Below are 20,188 nucleotides of genomic sequence, written 5' to 3'. Positions count from 1 at the left end.
TTTATGAAACAGCTTTTAAATTGGACACTGGGCGCCATACGTGAAGAAGAATCTTGTTTCTCATGGATGGAAGAATATCGCTACGAGTGGGCACCTCTAATCAAGAGCGCTGCTTCTCAGATATTGGAAGGAAAAACCGTACTGGTTGTGACTGATGAATCGCGCAAGTGGTTTGCCAAATATATACTCACTAGCATAAATGATCTGCAGAAAAATCGACCGCTTTTACCTTTTTACCAGCTTGCGGAGATTTTTCCCAATCTCTCCTCTCTTCACAGCACACAAGAGATGCAATTGCTTGAAGATATGCTAGATATCTCCTACCCTAACGGATATTTTATCTGGTATATCGGCAAAGGAGACCATCCTTACACAAAAATGGCCTACAGAAATGATGACAGTTTCTTATGGATTATGGATCAGGAGGTGCCAAACAGTTTTGCTCTAAGAAGTGCAGATACTTTATTGGATATCAAGCTGTTGCAACTTTATAAACTTTTTGACAGAACTGTTTCGGCCATGATTTTTGGGGATTTAGAACTAGAATGATGAAGCTGGCCAGCCAAGTTCTTATCACTTCAAATATCGAAGCAGCCATTGCAGAACTTGAAGCGGCAAAAACGACAGAACGTTTTGTAAAAATTATTAAAGAAGATACTTTTTTGGTAGAAGATGCCAAATTGGCTGTTGAAAAAGCTTATTTGGCAAGCGAAGAAACCACTGTGATCATTCTTGCCGCAAAGCTGTTTTCTCCTATCGCGCAAAATAAACTGCTCAAAGTGATCGAAGAGCCTCCCGCCAAAAAAGAATTTATTTTGCTCACTTCAAGCAAAGCAACGATTCTTGGCACTATTCGTTCAAGACTCCCTGTGGTCACATTTTTGACAACCGCTAAAGAAGAGGATTTTGGTTTGGAGGTGAGACAGCTCTCTTTGGGCAGTGTATATAAGTTTGTGCAGACACATCAGCGTACAAACGCCAAAGAGATGAAGCGAGTGGTCGAGTATATCGGTAAAACGGCTATGCATTCGGAAGCTTATGATATAGATGAAAAAACATTGACACTTTTTTCTAATGCATTTATAGCTTTAGACATGGGTTCTCCCCCGGTATTTGTTCTTAATGTATTGCTTTTGAAGCTTTTGGCAAGAAAAAAGCATTAAAATAATTAGGAGTAAAAATGAATATTTATCAGCTTGGCAATATTCTAGACAACAAGGCGGCTCTTCAAGCATTAGGAGTAGAGCATGAAGGCATAGAGATAATGTCAAAAAAAATGGAGTTGTTTTGCTTCTATCTCAAGGATCTCAAAACTCCCGCAGTCAATATTCTCAAACAAGATGCTCTGAGTATCGGTGCAGAGCTTGCAGCGCCAAGCGGAGTCATTACATGCGAGAAGCCTTTGTATGACTGTATCCTTATTGGCACAAAAAAACATATAGAAATTCTTTCGCGTAAAGAATTGGCTCAGCCCTTTGGGCTTAAAAATGTGGCAAAAGAACTTAAAAAATTTCTTTCTGCCAGAATCTATCCTCTTCAGATTATGGGTATCATCAATACCAATGATGATAGTTTTTTTGAAGGCAGCAGATTTGTAGCGCAGGATGCTCTTTTGAAATGTCAAAAGATGATAGATGAAGGTGCTTCTATCATTGATATCGGTCCGGTATCAAGCCGTCCAGGGTCTCAAGAGGTAAGCGAAGAAGAAGAGCTTGAACGTGTTAAGCCTCTTTGCGATGCCATCAAAGCAGAGAAGCTTTACAAGAAAGCTACTTTCAGCATTGACAGCTACACCCCGTTGGTAGTAGAGTATGCTTTGCAAAGCGGTTTTGCTTTAATCAATGATATCACGGGAGCCAGCAATGATGAGCTAATCAAGCTTGCCTTGAAGTATGATGCAAAACTGTGTATTATGCATATGCAGGGTACTCCCCAAATGATGCAAGAAAATCCACACTATGAAGATGTGATGACAGAGGTAAGTGATTTTTTTGAAGCACGTATCGCAAAGTGTGAAGCGCTAGGGTTAAGCCCGGATAAGCTTATTTTGGATGTAGGTATAGGCTTTGGCAAAACCTTGGAACACAACCTTGTGCTTCTTAAAAATTTGACTCATTTCAAAAAATTTGGTTGCGAGCTTCTTATTGGCGCAAGCAGAAAATCCATGATAGACAAAATTATTTCTGCACCGATACCTGAACGATTGCCGGGAACACTTGCGATTCATCTTAAGGCAGTAGAAAATGGCGCAAGCATTATAAGATGCCATGATGTAGGTGAGCACCGGCAAGCATTAAAAGTATTTGAGGCCATGAGGTGATACGATGGATAGGGGTTGCGCTTGTTGTGTGTGTATTTGCGGTTGCGGGTATAAATGCGATGGTAGCACAGCAGGCAAGTGCTTCTATTTATACTGATATCCGCAAACTTCCTTTTAAAAAGACTGCATTGCTTTTGGGCACGGCAAAGTACATTGCCAAAGGTCAGAAAAACTATTTTTATACCTATCGCATACGCGCAGCTGTCGCACTTTTCAAAGCAGGCAAAGTAAAAGACATTCTAGTTTCAGGAGACAACGGTACTAAATATTATGATGAAACAACAACAATGCAAAAAGATCTCATTCATGCCGGTGTACCTTCCAGGCATATCATGCTTGACAATGCAGGGTTTAGAACATTTGATTCTATAGCAAGAACCAAGGAGGTTTTTGAAGTAGAGGATTATGTTATCGTCTCTCAACGGTTTCATCTGGAAAGGGCACTGTTTATCGCCAAAAAGAAGGGGCAAAAAGCAATCGGTTTTGCTGCCAAAGATATTCAAGGGACCAAAGCGGCATACAGAATGAAGTTTAGAGAATATCTGGCACGCACCAAAGCATTTTTGGATATCTATCTTTTGTCTATAAAGCCCATGCCGGATACAAAAAAAGAAAAGATAGTTTTAAAGTCATAAGCCTCCGGCGGGCGTAACAATGATAAAATAACGTCAATAAAACATACTTCCTTTGTTAATAAAGATAATAAATGACCAAAGAAACTTACCTAAAAAAAATTGAAATCCTTAAAAAATGGGCGCATGCTTATTATGTTGAGGATAATCCTGTAGCCAGTGATGAAGAGTATGATAAACTCTATCATGAGGTACTTGCATACGAAAAGGCACATCCAAAGGAAGTGGCGGAAGATTCACCAACCAGAAGGGTGGGGGGTGTCATACGCGATGAGTTTTCCAAGGCCAAGCATATCAGGCGTATGTGGAGCATGGAAGATGTCTTCAGCAACAAAGAGGTTGCACAGTGGCTTGCAAGGGTAGAGAAAAATGCGGGCAGATGCGAGTATTTTTGCGAACCAAAATTTGACGGCGCAAGCATGAACCTGCTTTATGAAAAAGGGAGACTAATACGGGCTATTACGCGCGGGGACGGAGTTGTGGGCGAGGATGTTACGGATAATGTGCGCACTATCCGTTCGGTGCCGCTAGGGATTGATTATCCTGGACGTATTGAGATACGGGGCGAAGTAGTTATTCGTAAAGATGATTTTGAGGCCATCAATCAAGAGCGCTTGGCAGCAGGGGAACCGCTTTTTGCCAATCCCCGAAATGCCGCCGCAGGAAGCCTTAGGCAGCTTGACAGCGGCATCACTGCAAAGCGAAGACTTGTTTTTTACCCCTGGGGGATAGGTGAGAATACGCTTGAGCAGCCCAAACTTTCTCAAAAGATGGATTTTATCCATGCGCTTGGATTTTTAAAACCCCCTTATATGCAAGAGTGCAAAAATATCGAAGAGATAGAATCTTTCTATCAAGAGCTTATTGCTTTGCGTGATGTGATACCGATGATGATGGACGGCATGGTGATTAAAGTCGATGAGGTGGACAAACAAGAAGAGCTTGGCTATACAGTGAAATTTCCCAAATGGATGTGTGCGTATAAGTTTCCGGCCATCGAAAAAGTTACCAAGATCAAAGGGATCACTCTGCAGGTAGGGCGTACGGGGGTTGTGACGCCTGTTGCAGAAGTGGAAGAGGTAGACATAGAAGGCGTAAAAGTCAACCGTGCAACACTTCATAATTTTGATGAAATAGAAAGAAAAGATATTCGTATCGGCGATAGCGTTATTATTATACGAAGCGGTGATGTGATTCCAAAGATTATTAAAGTTTTAACCGATAGGCGCGACGGAAGCGAAAAGCCTGTGAATCGTCCGACTTTATGCCCGACATGCCATAGCGAACTTCTTGATGAGGGTGCATTGATTAAGTGCCAAAACTTGCATTGTCCTGACCGTGTAATCAATTCTATTATCCATTTTGCCAAAAAAGGATGCATGAATATTGATGGACTGGGATCGAAAATTGTAGAACTTTTGGTTAAAGAAAAAATCATCAAAGATATTCTTGATCTTTATTTTATTAAACCCGAGAATTTGGTCTCTCTTGAAGGCTTCAAAGAAAAGAAGATCAATAATCTTTTGCAAGCGATCCAGGCAAGCAAAGGCGCGCCGCTTTACAGGCTTATTAATGCCATGGGTATAGAGCATATCGGTGAAGTGGCAAGCAAGGCATTGGCTTTGGAGTTTGGTTTGAGGATCGTGGATGCACGTTTTGAGCAGATTATAGCCATCGACGGCATCGGAGAAGAGATGGCAAATTCGCTTTTGGAGTTTATGCGTGTCAATCATGATTTTGTCTTACAGCTTTTTGATGTGATCAGGCCCGCAATAGAGCAGAAAGTAGAAGCTGCAGACAATCCATTTAAGGATAAAACGGTAGTTCTTACCGGCACAATGAGTCAAAACAGAGATGAGATCAAAAAGATGCTAGAAGCATTGGGCGCAAAAGTAAGCGGATCAGTGAGCAAAAAGACTGATTTTGTGATCTTCGGAGAAGAGGCGGGGACCAAGCTTGAAAAAGCCCAAAGTTTGGGTGTGGCTACATTGAGTGAAGAACAGATGAAAGAGATGATATGAGAATAGATAAGTACCTCGTTGAAGAAGAGTATTTTGAAAGCCGCAATCGCGCACTTGATGCGATCAAGGCAGGAAAAGTAAAGGTGGACGGAAAGACCGCAAAACCTTCGGTGAAGGTAAATAGCCATTCACTTATAGAGGTTGATAATGAAAAGTTTTATGTCAGCAGGGCAGCAAGAAAACTGGAAAATTTTTTGGCCTCATATCCTATGGCGCTGGAAAATAAAAGAGCTCTGGATATCGGTTCAAGCACAGGAGGTTTTGCGCAGATTTTACTTGAAAATGGCGTAGAAATGTTGAGCTGTGTAGATGTGGGAAAAGATCAATTGCATATCTCCTTGCGAAAAGATACCAGACTCTCTTTATACGAGCAGACCGATATACGGAATTTTGAAAGCGCCGTTGAATTTGATTTGATCACCTGTGACGTTTCCTTTATTTCCATTTTGCAGATTATAAAAGATATCGATAGGCTCACAACTGCTTACGCAGATATCATCATACTCTACAAGCCGCAGTTTGAAGTAGGAAAAGAGGCAAAACGGGACAGCAAAGGGGTGGTGGTAGATCAAGACGCCATAGAGAGGAAAAAAGAAGCGTTTGAGCAATATACTTTTGGACTTGGCTGGAAATGTATCCATCAGGCACCTTCAGGAATTGCCGGCAAAGAGGGCAATCAAGAGTATCTGTATCATTTTATAAAGCAGGAGAAATAGCGTGCATTTAACCAATCAAATCACCTCCGTAGCGATTGGATCATTTGACGGTATGCATATCGCGCATCAAGTGCTTATTGGGCAGGTTGAAGCGATTGTAATTATAGAGCGCAACGGCGGATACCTTACCCCCGGTTACAAACGCACACTCTATACAGACAGAGAATGTCATTTTTATCATTTTGAAAAGATCAACGCTTTGACTCCTGAAGCTTTTGTGCAGAGATTAAGGGCGGATTTTCCTTCATTGAAAAAAATAGTCGTAGGGTATGATTTTCATTTTGGAAAATCCAAAGCCGGCAACGCACAACGGCTCAAAGAAATATTTGACGGAGAAGTATGTATCATAGAAGAAGTAAGCATACAAGGTATTGCAGTGCACTCCCGCAACATCAAAAGCTACCTTAAAAAAGGCTCTGTAGAAATGGCAAACCTTTTGCTCGGACGACTTTATCAGATAGAAGGAAAGATCATCCGGGGGCAAGGCTTAGGGAGAAAAGCACTTGTGCCCACGCTCAATCTTCATATTGACCATTATCAGCTTCCCAAAGAGGGTGTCTATGCTACACGAACGAAAATCAAACAGAAATGGTATCAAAGTGTCAGCTTTCTGGGCCATAGAATAAGTGTTGATGGTTCATACGCCGTAGAAACACATATTCTAAATGAAGATTTTGGTGCAATTGAAGGCACTCTCTTGGTGGAGTTTTTAGCATTTTTGCGCGAAAATAAAAAATTTGAAAATTTAGATGCGCTCAAGATACAGATAGATAACGATATCAAGCAGGCAGGAAATATTGGATGAAAGATAAAGTATTTGAAAAACCTATAGAGAAGAAATTTGAATTTGATGAAGCAGTTGCTTCTGTATTTGATGATATGCTTAGCCGTTCGGTGCCATTTTATGATGAGGTAAGAAAACTCATTATCTCATTGATTTTATTTGAACAAAAAGAAGGCAAAAAAGTACTTGATTTAGGCTCTTCTACAGGGAAATTTCTGCTTGATCTGTACGCCAAGATGGATGCCAAGATGAAATTAAAGGGGTTGGATAATTCACAGGCGATGCTCGATAGAGCAAGACAAAAATGCCGGGCTTTTGGCGTGGATATAGAGCTTGAGCTTGCAGATATGCTGGCGTATGAGTACAAAGACGAAGATATTGTCATTGCTAATTATACGCTTCAGTTTATTCGCCCTATGCAGCGCATAGAACTTGTTAAAAGTATATTTGAAGGGTTAAATGAAGACGGAATGTTTATTTTTTCCGAGAAGGTGATATTTGTTGATAAAAGACTTGATAAGCAGATGATCGATATTTATTACGACTATAAAAAAGCGCAGGGCTACAGTGAATATGAGATAGCCCAAAAGCGGGAAGCCCTTGAAAACGTATTGATACCTTTTACGATCGAAGAAAACCTACAGATGTGCAAGGACGCCGGATTTGCCCAGGTGGAGACTATTTTTCAATGGGCAAATTTTGTGACGTTTGTTGCAAAAAAACAGTAAAACTTGTATTGTCCTAAAATACGAGTTGTATTATTTAATATAAGTTATTCACACGTTTTTCACCAAGTGAATAAGCTGTTTTTAAACTACTTGTTCACAGTGTGATTCCTTTTAATTTTGTTTTTCAAATGTTTTAAGCTATAATCTCCCAATTTATTTGAAGGACATATAATGAGTTGGACACCCGGTAGCTGGAGAGATTTTCCTATAAAGCAACAACCAACCTATGAAAACAAAGAAGAACTCAAAAAAGTAGAAAAAGAACTTAGTTCTTATCCTCCGCTTATTTTTGCCGGCGAAGCAAGAAGACTTAAGGAAAAATTGGCTCAGGCAGGGCGCGGAGAGGCTTTTTTGCTTCAGGGCGGAGATTGTGCAGAAAGTTTTAGTGACTTTAGCGCTAAAAGTATTAAGAATCTTTTTAAATTAATGCTGCAAATGAACATGGTGCTGATGTATTCTACGGGAAAGCCTGTTGTTAAAGTGGGGCGCATTGCCGGACAATTTGCAAAACCAAGAAGCAGCGATTTTGAAGAGATAAACGGCGAAACACTTCCTAGCTATCGCGGGGACATCATCAATGGTATTGAATTTACCGAAGAAGCCAGAGTACCCAATCCCCACAACATGATTAGGGCCTATAATCAATCGGCGGCTACGCTCAATCTTTTGCGTGCTTTTTCAAGAGGAGGCTTGGCGGATTTGAAAAAAGTGCATCAGTGGAATTTGGATTTCATTAAAGATAATCCTCTTGGGAAAAAATATGATGAATTAAGTGAAAAAATAGACTATGCAATGAACTTTATGGCTGCTTGCGGACTCAATAGTGATACTTTGCCGCAACTTCATCAAACCACAGTTTATACTTCGCATGAAGCATTGCTTCTTAACTATGAAGAGGCTTTAACGAGACTTGATACGGAAACAGGAGAATGGTATGACTGCTCGGCGCATATGTTGTGGATCGGTGACAGAACCAGAGATCTCAAAGAAGCGCATATTGAGTATTTTAGAGGTATAAAAAATCCTATTGGAGTCAAGGTGGGCCCTAGCATACAAGGCGATGAACTTATAGCGCTTATTGATGCACTCAATCCTCACAATGAAGAAGGAAGGCTGAACCTTATAGTGCGTATGGGCGCAGACAAAATAGCCCAATATTTTCCTGCACTGCTTAAGCGTGTCAGAGAGGAAGGTAAAAACGTGGTATGGTCGTGTGATCCAATGCATGGAAATGTGGAAAAGAGTTCCACCGGGTTTAAAACCAGAGATTTTGATAACATCTTAAGTGAGGTGAAGCAGTTTTTTGCTATTCACAAAGAAATGGGTACGGTGGCAGCAGGCATTCATCTGGAAATGACAGGCAATGATGTAACTGAGTGCACAGGAAGCACTTCTTGTGCAATCACAGACGAAGGGCTTGCAAGCCGTTATCACACCCAGTGCGATCCAAGACTCAATGCAAGCCAGGCGCTGGAGCTTGCTTTTACACTCTCAGATACGATAAATATATCAAAATAATATATTTTCTTAGCGCACCATGAAGATATTTTCTTTCTCTTCATGGCGATAAGTTAATTTCATTTGATGGATATCCAAAATACTCTTTATGATATAAATACCCAACCCCAAACCTTTTTGGGAAGCGTGAAAAGGTCCAAAATAGTTTTCCAAAGGTTCTTTTAGGGCCTCTCCTTTATTGATAATCAAAAAATTATCTGTATCGATAATGACCGTTACGCTTTTATCGATACTGTATTTGATGCCATTGTCCAGTAAATTTTTAATCACCAGAGAAAAGAGTTCAAAATCCACGTCTAGCTGATAGTCTTTTTTGATCTCAAGACGGATAAATTGCTTTGGATTTTCTATCATCAGCAGATCAATGCTGGCCTCCACAAGATCACTCACCTTATAAGATCTGATATCCAATTTGAAATTTTTAGAAGTAATTTTTTCAATTTTAGCAAACTCATCTATGAGAAGATTGAGCCTTTCAAAGATACTATGCAGCCGTACTTTATGTTTTTCTTCGCTTAGCATCTCACTTACCAGTCTTCCTTTGGCAATAGGTGTTTTAAGCTCATGCATAATCGCACGCAAGAACAATTGTCTTGATTGCAGTAATTCACGTATCATTTTGACTGCATGATCAAACTCATTGGCAACTTCAGCAATTTCATCTTCTTTGTCGCTGGTACACGCAATGTTTAAATTGCCCTGGGAAAATGTTTGTATTTTTTGTTTGAGCACAGACAGAGGCTTAAGGCTTCTAATGATCCAAAGATAAAGCATAAGTATCAAAAAAAATACTGTTGAAAAGATAAGCGCGCGTTTGAGTGGAAAAACCGCTTTATTTTTGTTTTCGAGAAAGAGTTTAAATCGGTCGTTATTGATAAGGATAATGCGCTTTAGGCGGTAGGTATCTACAGCATAACGCGTATATTTGCCTTTATCTTTAAAGTAGCGTTCTATTTGTACCAATTGTCCCTTGTCTGTAATAATAGAGATATTTTGTGCTTCCAGATAGGCTTCGTCAATCTTTCCGTGTTTTAAAAAATACATATAGAGGTAATGGGATATCTCTCTTTCTTGTGTCTCAGTGAGATCTTCGACTTTATTGTGGTCATATTTAATCGATACGATAAAAAGTATACCAAGCAGCAACAGTGTGATGGAAAATACAAGATTAATTTTGCTGCGCAGAGAAGTAAAGCTTTTCATACGAGTTTGTATCCAATGCCGCGTACTGCTTGAATGCGTTTGGGGTCATCAAGTTTGGAGCGGATTTTTGAGATGATGACATCCAGGCTTTTTCCTTGTGAATCAATGCTCATGGTTTGGGATGTATTAATGATTTGTTCGCGAGACTGAGTGATGCCTTGGTGTTTGACAAGGAGTGAGAGGACTTCAAATTCTGCAGGAGTTAAAATAAGAGCTTCTCCTTTAAAGTAGATCGTATCGCCCCTTGTCTCAAAGTCGCTTTTTGGAGCATCTTCTTCGTGTTGTGTTTTGTGGTAACGTCTAAGCAAAGACGTGATTCTAGCATACATCTCTTTGGGATCGTAGGGTTTGGGAAGATAGTCATCCGCTCCAAGTGCCAAACCCTGTACTTTATCGTTGATGTCTGATCTGGCTGAAGAGATGATGATGGGGATATTGTATTTTTGTACGACTTCTTTGCACACTTCCAGCCCGTCCATGCCGGGCAGCGTCAGATCAAGGATAAGCAGATCATATTTTTTAACGCCTGCGCTTAAACCCAAATAAGGATCTTCATAGTTGGTAACTTTTATGTCATATTGTGCAAGGTATTCACTTAAAAGTTCAGCAAATTCTGTATCATCTTCAATCATAAGGATATTTATCATTTTTCTAGCCTTTTGATAATATTTTCTTTATTTTATGCATAAAAGGTTAATTAAAATCAAATAGGCAATGCTTTAGAGCAAAAATGCTTGTTTCATATGCGGTTCAATATCTCTTTGTGCGAAGCGGTGGCCAGTAAAATAATCAAAAGCAATAACCCCCTGATGAAGAAGCATATCGCTGCCGTCTTTGGTTGGTTTATTGTAGATTTTGGCCCATTGTAAAAAAGGGGTGTTTTTCCCGTAAATGATATCTATGCAAGCTTTAGAAGAGGGGATGATCTTTTTAAGTATTTCTTCCGGGGCCGGAAGAAGATCGTCTTCCAGGCCGGCTGACGTCATATTAATCACAAGGTCATAGGTTTTTGGCTGAAAGTTATCAAAGGTATACGTTTCAAACTCTTCCTCTTCATAGTATTTTAAGCGCCCGGCACTTCGGTTTAAAAGGATTACTTCATGTCCCGTATCTCTCAATATAGCAGCAGTGGACCTTGCTGTGCCTCCGGCGCCCAGAAGGAGAATCGTTTTGATTTCTTTAAGCGATTGTATTGTCTTAAGAAAACCCGGTGCGTCTGTATTGTAGCCATAGAGTCTGCCTTCATGCTCTACAATTGTATTGACCGCTCCTACCTTTTGGGCAAAACTATCTACTGCATCACACGCCTTAAAGGCTTCTTCTTTGTGGGGTACGGTAATATTGGCACCCTTTAGGCCTAAAGCAAAAAAAGTCTCTTTAAGTCGCTTTCCGTCTCTGAGCAGATAGCGCGTATAGCATGCAGGGTAGTTTAACCCTTTGAAGGCAAGATTATGCATGAGCGGTGATTTTGAATGTGCAACCGGGTTGCCAAAGATGGCGAAGAGTTGTTTCATGGCTAAAAAGTTTCCATCTCTTTAAGGGTAGCCATGAGCGCCCCTAATTTATTTTTCACTTCAAGATACTCGAGTTCAGGCTTCGAATCCGCTACAATTCCCGCGCCTGCTTGGAGTGTAATACTGTCAGACTTGATAAGCGCGGTGCGAATGGCAATCGCTGAATCCATATTTCCGTTGAAGGAAAAATAACCTACACTCCCGCTGTAAAAACCACGCTTTAGGTTTTCATAGTGCGCAATCAGCTCCATGGCTTTTATTTTGGGCGCACCCGTCATCGTTCCTGCGGTAAATGTTGCCGCAAAGAGATCAAACATATCTTTATCTTCTTGAAGAATGGCTTCTACATCAGAAACCATATGCATCACATGGCTATAGCGTTCTACGCGCATCATTTCGGTAACTTTGACGGTTCCTGTTTTTGCCACTCGGCCCACATCATTTCTTCCTAGGTCTACGAGCATTAAATGCTCGGCACACTCCTTGGGGTCAGAAAGCATTTCAAGCTCAAGCTCTTTGTCCCTGCGATGACTTTTGCCGCGTTTTCTTGTTCCTGCGATAGGGCGGAGAAGTATCTCCCCTTCTGTGAGTCGAACCATTACTTCGGGCGAAGAGCCGCAAATTGAAAAATCTTCATAATCAAGCAAAAAAAGATAAGGCGAAGGATTTTTTGATCGCAATACCCGATAGAAACTCAAAGGGTCAACTTTGGCTTTTTGTGTGTAGCGGTTGGAAATAAGAATTTGGAAAATGTCGCCGCTTCTTATGTTTTCTTTGGATTCGTCAACCAATTGTTTAAAACGTTCTTCATCAATGCTGAAGTTTCCTTCATCTTCCAGTTTTATGGGACTTAACGGCATCGGCACAAACGCAGATTGCAGCATAGCTTCGATTTTTTGCAGAGAACTTGACATGCGCTCATCGTTGAGAATGAAAGTGATTTTTGCATTTTTGTGTGAATAGGCGATAATGATTTTGGGTCGCACAAGATCAAGGTCGGGAGTGTTCAGCGGATCAGGCAGGTGACCCATACTTTTTTCCAGTGTCGGTTCAAACACCCTTACCATATCATAGCCAATGAAGCCTATAAATCCGTCAACAAATGAAAATCCAAGTTCGGATGCATTTTCTTGATACCTTGATTTATTTATGGCCTGATAGTAGGTTTTTAAAAATGAAAAAGGATTTTCCTGAAGAGTTTTTTTTGTTCCGGAGGCATCAGTATAGGTTGTTGTGTTATTTTTGTAGGTAAGGCGTTCCTGTGCTCCGATTGTGATAAAACTGAAATTTCCGTCATTCGTATTAACGACACTTTCAAAAAGCATAGTGATTTCTTTTGGAAAAAGATTTTTTATTTTTCCATATAAGGCAACAGGAGTCAGTTGATCAAAGAGAAAAGTCTTATAGTTCATGCTGTGTCTACTTTTTTATCACAAATGCACTTTTATTGATGCGGTCTTTGACTCGTATGATCGCGGCATCAGCCTCGCTTCGGTTTGTGTACGGCCCTATGAGCAATTTTTTAGTATTGTTTAAAGGTTCAGGTACGATATGATATTCAAAGCCGCTATTTTTAATAACGTTCAAAAACTGTGCACTAGGCATCGATCTGAACGAGCCGACTTGGATATAGTATTGTGAAGAAACGGTTGGCTGCGAAGAAGGCGTCGGAATTTTTACCGGCTCTTCCGGGACAGACTGCGCAACTGTTTTTTCTGTAATTTTGGCAGGTGCAGGTACAGTTGTTTCTTGGATAGGTGCCTGTTCAGGTTTTTCTTCAATGGTTTCTGCTGCTGTATATTCGGATACTTCTTCATCAGGCTCAACTATCTTGGAAACTATTTCTGTTTTTTGCTTGTTTTGGGTTGGCTGATTTTCTGTTGACGCGGCAGATTCTTGTTCTGGAGAAGAGACCTCTTGGGCAGAAAGTGATATTTCATCTTTTTTTAGTTCCTCTTTGGCAGGTATGCCGAGGATAGTATTTTTTTGAGATTCCTCTGTTTCCACGGCATGCTGCAGAGTAAGCTCCGGACTGATGAGTTCGGTATTGTTCTCTTCCAAGGCTATTCTTTGCGTGTTGGGATCTTTGAGTATGATTTTGGTAAGGATGATGGCCACGATTAAAATAACGATGATGAGTGCGATAATGGTCAGAAGACCTTTCATTTTACTATTTTTTGGATCAATATTATCGATGATCAAATCGTCAAGATTGTGATGGTTCATAAGGGAAGATTCTCCGGATATAATTTTTGATCAATTATATCATATTTATCTATATAAAACTTTATCGCAGCGCCAGCTTCTTTACTGAATAGCATTTTAAGATGATACAAAACATTGCACTATTCGTATATACTCCAATATAGTTTAATCTCATTTTGGATAGACTTGTTTTAAATTTTGGTGGAGTTGGACTTGGATAGACTGGACAAAATACTCACCTCTTTGGGTTATGGAAGCAGAAAAGAGGTGCAGCATCTCATTAAAAATGGTCAGGTTGCAGTATGCGGAATGGTTTCCAAAGATGTTAAACAAAAAGTCTATCATGCCGATGTCACCATCGATGGCGAGCCGCTTGATCCCCAAACACTTATTGTTGTGCTCTATAAGCCTATGAAGTATGTCTGTTCGCACAATGATGCCGGAAGACTCATTTATTCTCTTTTGCCCCCTAGGTGGCAAAAGAGAAATCCTAAAATTTCTACCATAGGCAGACTTGACGGCGATACGACCGGTGTCATATTGCTTACAGATGACGGAGCATTGAATCATGCGCTTACTTCACCCAAAAAGCATGTAGCTAAACTCTACGAGGTGACCCTGGCTTCACCGGTAAGAGGAGATGAGGTCGATATTTTTTCTTCAGGCACACTTATGCTGCACGGCGATGATAAACCCTGTATGAGTGCAAAATTAACCATAATAGACAGCTATAACGCAACCGTAGAGCTTACTGAAGGAAGATATCATCAGGTCAAAAGAATGTTTGCAGCAGTGGGAAACAAGGTGGTAAGGCTGCATAGGAAACAATTTGCAAATATAGAGATCGGTGATTTACAAGAGGGGCAGTACAAAATTATTTGTAAAGAAGATATACTGTTTTGAGAATAGGCAGATGGCATTGCAGTAATGTTTTTTGTCACAAAACTTTATAAGGCAACGTAACAATATTGTAGGCCTCAGGCAGAGAAGAAGAGGGCAGGCATTTCCATTTTTTGGTGAGTTTGGTTTTAAGCGCATCAGAGATCTTTAGAAGTATTTTGTCGGCCTCTTCAAGTGTTATGTTTTCTACCTCTATAAATGCCTGTATTTTTTCTTCATTCTTTCCTTGAAAAAAACAATAGATGCCAATGTCCAAAGTTTTTAAAAGATGTTTTACGAGAGGAATAAATCTTTGGTGCTCTTCTCCTTTGTATTCAAGCACCAGATAGTTGGTGCGATTGTTTTTGAGCAAAGGGACGGCGATTGTGTATTCTTTATTAAGATGCTGTTGAAAAAGCAGAGGCGTAAGGGGAGCATTGATGCGTTCAAATTTAGCATAGAATGTACGATTGTTGAATGTTATTTTTTCAACAATCGCATTTCTTTTAATATAATAAAAGTCATCAAAAAGGGAAAGGCTGAAAACTTTGATGGCTTTACCCTTAATAAATCGGTTTATCGTAAATTACAAAGTGCGAAGCAAGTTCTTTCATCTCTTCTTTGATTGCGGCATGAAGTGCTGTATCGTTGATATTATCAAGTACATCCGCAATTTTATTGGCAATGATTTCAAACTCTTTTTCTTTCATACCCCTGCTTGTAAGTGCAGGTGAGCCAATTCGAATACCTGATGTAACAAACGGGCTTCTTGTTTCCCCGGGAACAGTGTTTTTGTTCACTGTGATTCCTGCAGCTCCCAGTGCAGCATCCGCGTCTTTGCCTGAAAATTCTTTGTTCAGGAAAGAAACCAATACAAGGTGGTTGTCTGTACCGCCGGAGATTATATTGTACCCTCTTCTCATTAGAACATCCGCAAGCACGCCGGCATTTGCTTTAACCTGTTTTGCATAGACTTTCCATTCATCACTTAGATTATGTTTGAATCCTACTGCTTTTGCGGCAATTACATGAACAAGCGGTCCTCCCTGAAGTCCGGGAAATATCGCAGAGTTAATCTTTTTAGCAATCTCCTCATCGTTGGTCAAAACGATGCCGCCTCGCGGTCCTGCAAGAGTTTTGTGTGTTGTGGTTGTCACCACGTCGGCATAAGGGAACGGACTGGGATGTTCGCCTGCACATACAAGACCGGCAATATGGGCAATATCGGCAAATAAAATAGCGCCCACCGCATCGGCTATTTCTCGAAATTTTTTAAAATCGATCTCTCTTGCATAGGCAGAGGCTCCGCATACAATAATGTTAGGCTGTGTGATTTTGGCGATATCCATCACTCTTTCATAGTTGATGCGTCCGTCTAGTTCTACGCCATAGGTAAAACTATGGTAGTTTTTCCCGGAAAAACTTGGTTTTGAACCATGTGTTAAATGCCCGCCGTGGCTTAAATCCATCCCCAAAATTTTATCTCCGGCCTTAAGCAGTGCCGCATACACGGCGCTGTTGGCCTGGCTTCCTGAATGGGGTTGGACATTGGCATAGCCGCAGTCAAAAAGCGCACAGGCTCTGTCGATAGCAAGCTGTTCCACTTTGTCTGCAAATTCACACCCGCCATAGTATCTTTTGCCTGGGTAGCCTTCTGCATATTTATTTGTAAGTACAGAACCCATTGCTTCCATCACCGCGGGGAGCGTAAAGTTTTCGCTTGCTATCATTTCCAAATGATTGGTTTGTCTTTCAAGCTCATGCTTGATCGCCTCAAATACTTCAGGGTCAAATGTTTCCATTGCGTATGACATAGTGTTCCTTTTTTTATAGTAAATCTTATTTTTTTTGGTTTATATCTAATTTCTACTTAGATATTACTCTGCTTGTTGATTCTCATTTGTGACCTCATGCCTTGGCACTTCGGGCTTCATTGCAGGGAAGAGGAGTACGTCCCTGATGGAGTGCTGATCGGTCAGCATCATAACAAGCCTGTCTATGCCTATGCCTTCGCCTGCTGTTGGCGCCATGCCGTAACTTAGCGCTTTGACATAATCGGTATCCATATGCATCGCTTCATCATCTCCGGTGGCGTCTTTTGCTGCCACTTGTGCTTTAAATCGTTCGTATTGGTCCAGCGGGTCGTTTAGCTCGCTAAATCCGTTCGCAATCTCTTTTCCTGCGATAAAGAGTTCGAAGCGTTCGGCAATATCAGGATTTTTATCATTTCTTCTTGCTAAGGGAGAAATGTCTATTGGAAAATCGGTGATAAAGGTGGGATTAATGAGTTTGGGCTCTACAAATTCGTCAAAAAGTTCGGCCTGTAAGTGACCCAAGGTCAGGTTGGCATCAACTTTGATGTGATGTTCGGCCAGATAACGCAATGCCTTTTCTTTGTTGGCGGCCACTTCTTGCGGAACACCCCCTATGCTTGTAAGGGCTTCCATATAGGGTACTTTTGCAAAAGGTGTTGCAAAATCGATCTTTTGATCCCCATAAGGGAGTACTCTTGATAGGTTGAGATTTTCAAAAAGATAATCAAAAAGCGCCTCTGTAATTTGCATCAAATCTGTATAGGTATGATAGGCCCAGTAAAATTCTATCATGGTAAATTCAGGATTATGGGTATGGTCCATTCCCTCGTTTCTAAAGTTTCTATTGATTTCAAAAACCGCTTCCATTCCTCCGACAATAAGACGCTTAAGGTAGAGTTCGGGTGCTACACGCAAATATCTGTCTATGCCAAGCGCATTATGGTGGGTGATAAAGGGCTTGGCATTTGCACCGCCGGGAATAGGGTGCATCATGGGTGTTTCGACTTCCAAAAAGGATCTCTCTTCAAAAAATCTTCTTATAAGCGAAACAATTTTGCTTCTCATGATGAAGTTGTCTTTAACTTCCGGATTCATGATCATGTCAAGATACCTTTGGCGGTAGCGCAATTCATGGTCTTGCAATCCGTGAAATTTTTCCGGAAGCGGAGAGATGGCTTTACTGACAATCTCAAAACGTTTACAATGAAGCGTTAATTCACCGGTTTGCGTGATGAAAGGATAACCCTCGGCAAGAACAATATCTCCGACTTCAATAAGCTTTTTAATTTTATTATAATATCCTTCAGGCAGGTCGTCGCGATTATAATAAATTTGCACCAACCCATCAGTATCTTCAAGTTTGGCAAATGCAGCTTTTCCCATAATGCGGATAAATTTGATTCTGCCTGTAAGCGTATAGGTTTTTGACAGATCTTTTTTTTCATCCGCATCTATCTCTTTGATGTAGGCACACTCTTTTATGAATTGCTTGGAGGGTATTCCTTTTTTGATTTGGTTGGGATAGGGATTGATGCCTTCTTCTCTTAAGATTTCTGTTTTTTTGATGCGCTCTTGAATATATTGATTTTCAAATATCAAAGTCTCTCCTCTGTTTGTTGGTATTTATTTTTTTGGCAAGCTTCACAGATTCCAATGATCTTCATTGTATGTCCCGTCATCTTGAAGTTAAATGTTTTAGCAATTTTTTCTTGCTGACTTTCAATGGTTTCATCATAAAACTCTATAATCTTTCCGCAAGAAGTGCAGATAAGATGGTCATGATGTTTTTTAAGTCCAATCTCATATTTTTTGCCCTGAACTCCAAAAGAAATGGAACTGACAATACCAGACTCTTCAAGCAGCGCTAGGGTTCGATAGACTGTAGCAATGCCGACATTGATGTCAGGATAGGCTTTTTTAAGAAGTATATAAATCTCTTCTGGCGTATAATGACCGCTGTTTTCATACAGAAATTTTAAAATAAGCTCTCTTTGTTTGGTGAACTTGAGTGCATTATCCTTAAGCAGTATTTTAAATTTTTTTAAAAGAAGAGAATAGGCAATCATCGATACCCTTTTAATATGAAGACATAGTGCGATTAGCTTCAGTACGGTTTTCTAAAGTTGTATTGCTTTCTGATTGAAAAGTGGTTGAAAGATTGGTTTCGTTCTGATCAACAGCTTCTTTTGTATTTTCAATAGTTGTTGAGGGATTTAAGCCTAAAGCCGAAGTGTCAAGATCAATTAGATAAGAACCAGTTGCCTTTAAATAAGGGTAGAGCACACTCTCTTTTACATATTTTTCAAGATTGTCTTTGATGAGAGCAACATTCGATAATGCAGTGACGATGAGGGCAAAAATAATAAAGTATTTTCCTCCCCCTGCAATAAAACCAAAAAGTCGATTGAGAAATCCCAATCCGCTTGCGTCGCTCAATTTGGAAAAAAGAGAGCCAAGCAGGGTGGCTCCAAGCCATACCATGGTTAAAATAGCAAGAAAACCGATAAGCTTAAGCAAGGAAGTATTTTCTAAATGCAAGAAGTTGGTATCAATCACTTTAGCGGCAGTTTCAGCAAAGCGGGAAGCAAAATAAACACCGGCGACAAGACCCAACAGGCCGAATACTTCTTTAATAAATCCGCCAATAAACCCTTTGATGCCAAGTATCAGAACAATAGCGCCGATAGTGACATCAAAATAATTAAAATCTGTTATTGCAAAATCCATCTAAAATCCCTATTGTTGACTCATTTTTCGTTATTGTATCTAAAAACACTTTAGCAAGTTTATATTAATTTGGAAACTTCATCAGGCTTATTGGCATATTGCAGAGCAATATCACGGCTGATTTTTCCTTCTCTGAGAAATTTAAGGAGGGCTTGTGTCTGCGTTTGCATGCCCGTGTCGCCCTGACCTAATTGCATTTGTGAATAGATCTGGTGTATTTTATCTTCACGAATAAGGTTTGAAATGGCATGGTTGGTAATCAGAATTTCAGATGCCGCTACACGACCGCCACCTAATTTGGGTAAAAGCGCCTGTGCAATAACGGCCACCAAAGAAGAGGAGAGCATTGCTCTGACTTGCGGCTGTTCTTCGCCGCTAAAAACATCAATGATACGGTTGATTGTGCTCGGTGCAGAAGAGGTATGCAGTGTACCGAAAACAAGGTGCCCTGTTTCCGCAGCCGTTAGAGCCGCTTCTATGGTTTCCTTGTCTCTCATCTCACCGATAAGGATAACATCGGGATCTTGACGCATGGCATATTTGAGCGCGGTGGCAAAATTTTTAGTATCCTCTCCTACGCCTCTATGAGAAAAAACAGCCTTTTTGTTTTGATGAATAAACTCCACCGGATCCTCAATGGTGATGATATGTTTTGAATAATGAAGATTGATCTCATTGAGCATGGCAGCAAGCGTAGTTGATTTTCCCGATCCCGTAGGCCCGGTAACAAGAATAAGTCCTTTTTCTCTTTTAATTAGACTTTTGTATACAAGCGGTGAACCGAGGTCATCAAGAGAGGGAACGTCAATGGGAATCGTTCTAAAAGCCGCGGCCATATCGCCCAATGTTCTATAATAGTTTGCTCTAAAACGACCGATATTGGGAAGCAAAAGAGCAAAATCCAGTTCGTTGTTTTCTTCAAAGTGCTGTTTTTGTCTTTCTGTGATTAAAGAATAACACATTTCTTCAATGTTTTCGCCTGTCAGCTTGGGAAGATTGACGGGTTTTAGCGAGCCGTCAAGCCTGATCTGAGGTTCGGTGCGGCTCACTAGATGAAGGTCTGAAGCGCCATGCACGGTAACACTTTGAAGCAACTTTTTAATATCAAAATCGGCCATAGAGATTTC

At 40.5% G+C, this 20,188-nt stretch carries 21 protein-coding genes; 10 read left to right on the top strand and 11 right to left on the bottom strand.

The genetic code is table 11. The annotated features are described in order from the left end of the window. Positions 1-3 precede the first annotated feature (3 nt). The 9 genes from CFH81_05140 to CFH81_05100 all read left to right on the top strand — a co-directional run bounded on the left by CFH81_05140 (position 4) and on the right by CFH81_05100 (position 8,719). On the top strand, positions 4-549 hold the full coding sequence (locus tag CFH81_05140) for a hypothetical protein (GenBank protein ID DAB39617.1): 546 nt from the start codon (positions 4-6) through the stop codon (positions 547-549). Next, positions 549-1,163 carry a DNA polymerase III subunit delta' gene (locus tag CFH81_05135; protein DAB40430.1) on the top strand — a complete coding sequence of 205 codons (615 nt, stop codon included), beginning with the start codon at positions 549-551 and terminating at the stop codon, positions 1,161-1,163. The genes CFH81_05140 and CFH81_05135 overlap by 1 nt, the downstream gene beginning before the upstream one ends. Before the next feature lie 17 nt (positions 1,164-1,180). Continuing rightward, positions 1,181-2,320, top strand: coding sequence for a dihydropteroate synthase (gene folP / locus CFH81_05130; protein DAB39616.1), 1,140 nt, complete (start codon positions 1,181-1,183; stop codon positions 2,318-2,320). 59 nt (positions 2,321-2,379) lie between these two features. Next, complete coding sequence (locus tag CFH81_05125; protein DAB40429.1) at positions 2,380-2,955, top strand: vancomycin resistance protein; 576 nt, start codon at positions 2,380-2,382, stop codon at positions 2,953-2,955. Positions 2,956-3,026: 71 nt separating this feature from the next. Beyond that, entirely contained in the window at positions 3,027-4,973 is a 1,947-nt protein-coding gene (locus tag CFH81_05120; GenBank protein ID DAB39615.1) for a DNA ligase (NAD(+)) LigA, read from the top strand. After that, the gene (locus tag CFH81_05115; GenBank protein DAB39614.1) at positions 4,970-5,689 is read left to right on the top strand and encodes a TlyA family rRNA (cytidine-2'-O)-methyltransferase; all 720 of its coding nucleotides are present in this window, start codon (positions 4,970-4,972) and stop codon (positions 5,687-5,689) included. The genes CFH81_05120 and CFH81_05115 overlap by 4 nt, the downstream gene beginning before the upstream one ends. A gap of 1 nt (position 5,690) precedes the next feature. Then, positions 5,691-6,494 (top strand): bifunctional riboflavin kinase/FAD synthetase, encoded by an 804-nt coding sequence (locus CFH81_05110; GenBank protein DAB39613.1) that lies wholly within the window; start codon positions 5,691-5,693, stop codon positions 6,492-6,494. After that, positions 6,491-7,201: a carboxy-S-adenosyl-L-methionine synthase CmoA gene (cmoA, locus tag CFH81_05105; protein ID DAB39612.1), complete on the top strand. Its 711-nt coding sequence runs from the start codon at positions 6,491-6,493 to the stop codon at positions 7,199-7,201. The genes CFH81_05110 and cmoA overlap by 4 nt, the downstream gene beginning before the upstream one ends. Before the next feature lie 168 nt (positions 7,202-7,369). Next, positions 7,370-8,719: a 3-deoxy-7-phosphoheptulonate synthase class II gene (locus tag CFH81_05100; protein DAB39611.1), complete on the top strand. Its 1,350-nt coding sequence runs from the start codon at positions 7,370-7,372 to the stop codon at positions 8,717-8,719. Positions 8,720-8,728: 9 nt separating this feature from the next. On the opposite strand, the gene CFH81_05095 is transcribed toward CFH81_05100, so the two are convergent. The 5 genes from CFH81_05095 to CFH81_05075 all read right to left on the bottom strand — a co-directional run bounded on the left by CFH81_05095 (position 8,729) and on the right by CFH81_05075 (position 13,662). Then, positions 8,729-9,922: a histidine kinase gene (locus tag CFH81_05095; protein ID DAB39610.1), complete on the bottom strand. Its 1,194-nt coding sequence runs from the start codon at positions 9,920-9,922 to the stop codon at positions 8,729-8,731. After that, positions 9,919-10,569: a DNA-binding response regulator gene (locus CFH81_05090; protein DAB39609.1), complete on the bottom strand. Its 651-nt coding sequence runs from the start codon at positions 10,567-10,569 to the stop codon at positions 9,919-9,921. Before CFH81_05090 ends, CFH81_05095 begins: the two co-directional genes overlap by 4 nt. 72 nt (positions 10,570-10,641) lie before the next feature. Then, positions 10,642-11,436: a shikimate dehydrogenase gene (locus tag CFH81_05085; GenBank protein DAB39608.1), complete on the bottom strand. Its 795-nt coding sequence runs from the start codon at positions 11,434-11,436 to the stop codon at positions 10,642-10,644. Between the two features lie 2 nt (positions 11,437-11,438). Then, complete coding sequence (locus tag CFH81_05080) at positions 11,439-12,848, bottom strand: anthranilate synthase component I (protein DAB39607.1); 1,410 nt, start codon at positions 12,846-12,848, stop codon at positions 11,439-11,441. Between the two features lie 7 nt (positions 12,849-12,855). Next, complete coding sequence (locus tag CFH81_05075) at positions 12,856-13,662, bottom strand: hypothetical protein (protein ID DAB39606.1); 807 nt, start codon at positions 13,660-13,662, stop codon at positions 12,856-12,858. A gap of 180 nt (positions 13,663-13,842) precedes the next feature. Between CFH81_05075 and CFH81_05070 the strand changes: the two genes are divergently transcribed. Further along, positions 13,843-14,544 (top strand): 16S rRNA pseudouridine(516) synthase, encoded by a 702-nt coding sequence (locus tag CFH81_05070; GenBank protein DAB40428.1) that lies wholly within the window; start codon positions 13,843-13,845, stop codon positions 14,542-14,544. A 34-nt stretch (positions 14,545-14,578) separates the two neighbouring features. On the opposite strand, the gene CFH81_05065 is transcribed toward CFH81_05070, so the two are convergent. The 6 genes from CFH81_05065 to CFH81_05040 form a co-directional block, all read right to left on the bottom strand. Beyond that, positions 14,579-15,100, bottom strand: a complete 522-nt coding sequence (locus CFH81_05065) for a hypothetical protein (GenBank protein DAB39605.1) — start codon at positions 15,098-15,100, stop codon at positions 14,579-14,581. Next, positions 15,084-16,334 carry a serine hydroxymethyltransferase gene (gene glyA / locus CFH81_05060; protein ID DAB39604.1) on the bottom strand — a complete coding sequence of 417 codons (1,251 nt, stop codon included), beginning with the start codon at positions 16,332-16,334 and terminating at the stop codon, positions 15,084-15,086. The genes CFH81_05065 and glyA overlap by 17 nt, the downstream gene beginning before the upstream one ends. Before the next feature lie 63 nt (positions 16,335-16,397). Next, the gene (gene lysS, locus CFH81_05055) at positions 16,398-17,930 is read right to left on the bottom strand and encodes a lysine--tRNA ligase (protein DAB40427.1); all 1,533 of its coding nucleotides are present in this window, start codon (positions 17,928-17,930) and stop codon (positions 16,398-16,400) included. Next, the gene (locus CFH81_05050; GenBank protein DAB39603.1) at positions 17,930-18,400 is read right to left on the bottom strand and encodes a transcriptional repressor; all 471 of its coding nucleotides are present in this window, start codon (positions 18,398-18,400) and stop codon (positions 17,930-17,932) included. Before CFH81_05050 ends, lysS begins: the two co-directional genes overlap by 1 nt. 10 nt (positions 18,401-18,410) lie before the next feature. Beyond that, positions 18,411-19,061: a colicin V synthesis protein gene (locus CFH81_05045; protein DAB39602.1), complete on the bottom strand. Its 651-nt coding sequence runs from the start codon at positions 19,059-19,061 to the stop codon at positions 18,411-18,413. Between the two features lie 59 nt (positions 19,062-19,120). Next, a complete protein-coding gene (locus CFH81_05040; GenBank protein DAB39601.1) occupies positions 19,121-20,179 on the bottom strand; it encodes a type IV pili twitching motility protein PilT in 1,059 nt (352 codons plus the stop codon). Positions 20,180-20,188 lie beyond the last annotated feature (9 nt).

It is taken from the genome of Sulfurovum sp. UBA12169 (assembly GCA_002742845.1).
In the GTDB taxonomy this organism is placed as follows: Bacteria; Campylobacterota; Campylobacteria; order Campylobacterales; family Sulfurovaceae; genus Sulfurovum.
Note: the sequence above shows the minus strand (reverse complement) of the source record. Positions and strands in the feature narration are given on the sequence as shown.

Excerpts from the sequence above, each read along its gene's own strand:
- CFH81_05140 (DAB39617.1), top strand. The coding sequence starts at position 4 with ATGAAACAGCTTTTAAATTGGACACTGGGCGCCATACGTGAAGAAGAA.
- CFH81_05135 (DAB40430.1), top strand. The coding sequence starts at position 549 with ATGAAGCTGGCCAGCCAAGTTCTTATCACTTCAAATATCGAAGCAGCC.
- folP (DAB39616.1), top strand. The coding sequence starts at position 1,181 with ATGAATATTTATCAGCTTGGCAATATTCTAGACAACAAGGCGGCTCTT.
- CFH81_05125 (DAB40429.1), top strand. The coding sequence starts at position 2,380 with ATGGTAGCACAGCAGGCAAGTGCTTCTATTTATACTGATATCCGCAAA.
- CFH81_05120 (DAB39615.1), top strand. The coding sequence starts at position 3,027 with ATGACCAAAGAAACTTACCTAAAAAAAATTGAAATCCTTAAAAAATGG.
- CFH81_05115 (DAB39614.1), top strand. The coding sequence starts at position 4,970 with ATGAGAATAGATAAGTACCTCGTTGAAGAAGAGTATTTTGAAAGCCGC.
- cmoA (DAB39612.1), top strand. The coding sequence starts at position 6,491 with ATGAAAGATAAAGTATTTGAAAAACCTATAGAGAAGAAATTTGAATTT.
- CFH81_05095 (DAB39610.1), bottom strand. The coding sequence starts at position 9,922 with ATGAAAAGCTTTACTTCTCTGCGCAGCAAAATTAATCTTGTATTTTCC.
- CFH81_05090 (DAB39609.1), bottom strand. The coding sequence starts at position 10,569 with ATGATAAATATCCTTATGATTGAAGATGATACAGAATTTGCTGAACTT.
- CFH81_05085 (DAB39608.1), bottom strand. The coding sequence starts at position 11,436 with ATGAAACAACTCTTCGCCATCTTTGGCAACCCGGTTGCACATTCAAAA.
- CFH81_05080 (DAB39607.1), bottom strand. The coding sequence starts at position 12,848 with ATGAACTATAAGACTTTTCTCTTTGATCAACTGACTCCTGTTGCCTTA.
- CFH81_05075 (DAB39606.1), bottom strand. The coding sequence starts at position 13,662 with ATGAACCATCACAATCTTGACGATTTGATCATCGATAATATTGATCCA.
- glyA (DAB39604.1), bottom strand. The coding sequence starts at position 16,334 with ATGTCATACGCAATGGAAACATTTGACCCTGAAGTATTTGAGGCGATC.
- CFH81_05050 (DAB39603.1), bottom strand. The coding sequence starts at position 18,400 with ATGATTGCCTATTCTCTTCTTTTAAAAAAATTTAAAATACTGCTTAAG.
- CFH81_05045 (DAB39602.1), bottom strand. The coding sequence starts at position 19,061 with ATGGATTTTGCAATAACAGATTTTAATTATTTTGATGTCACTATCGGC.
- CFH81_05040 (DAB39601.1), bottom strand. The coding sequence starts at position 20,179 with ATGGCCGATTTTGATATTAAAAAGTTGCTTCAAAGTGTTACCGTGCAT.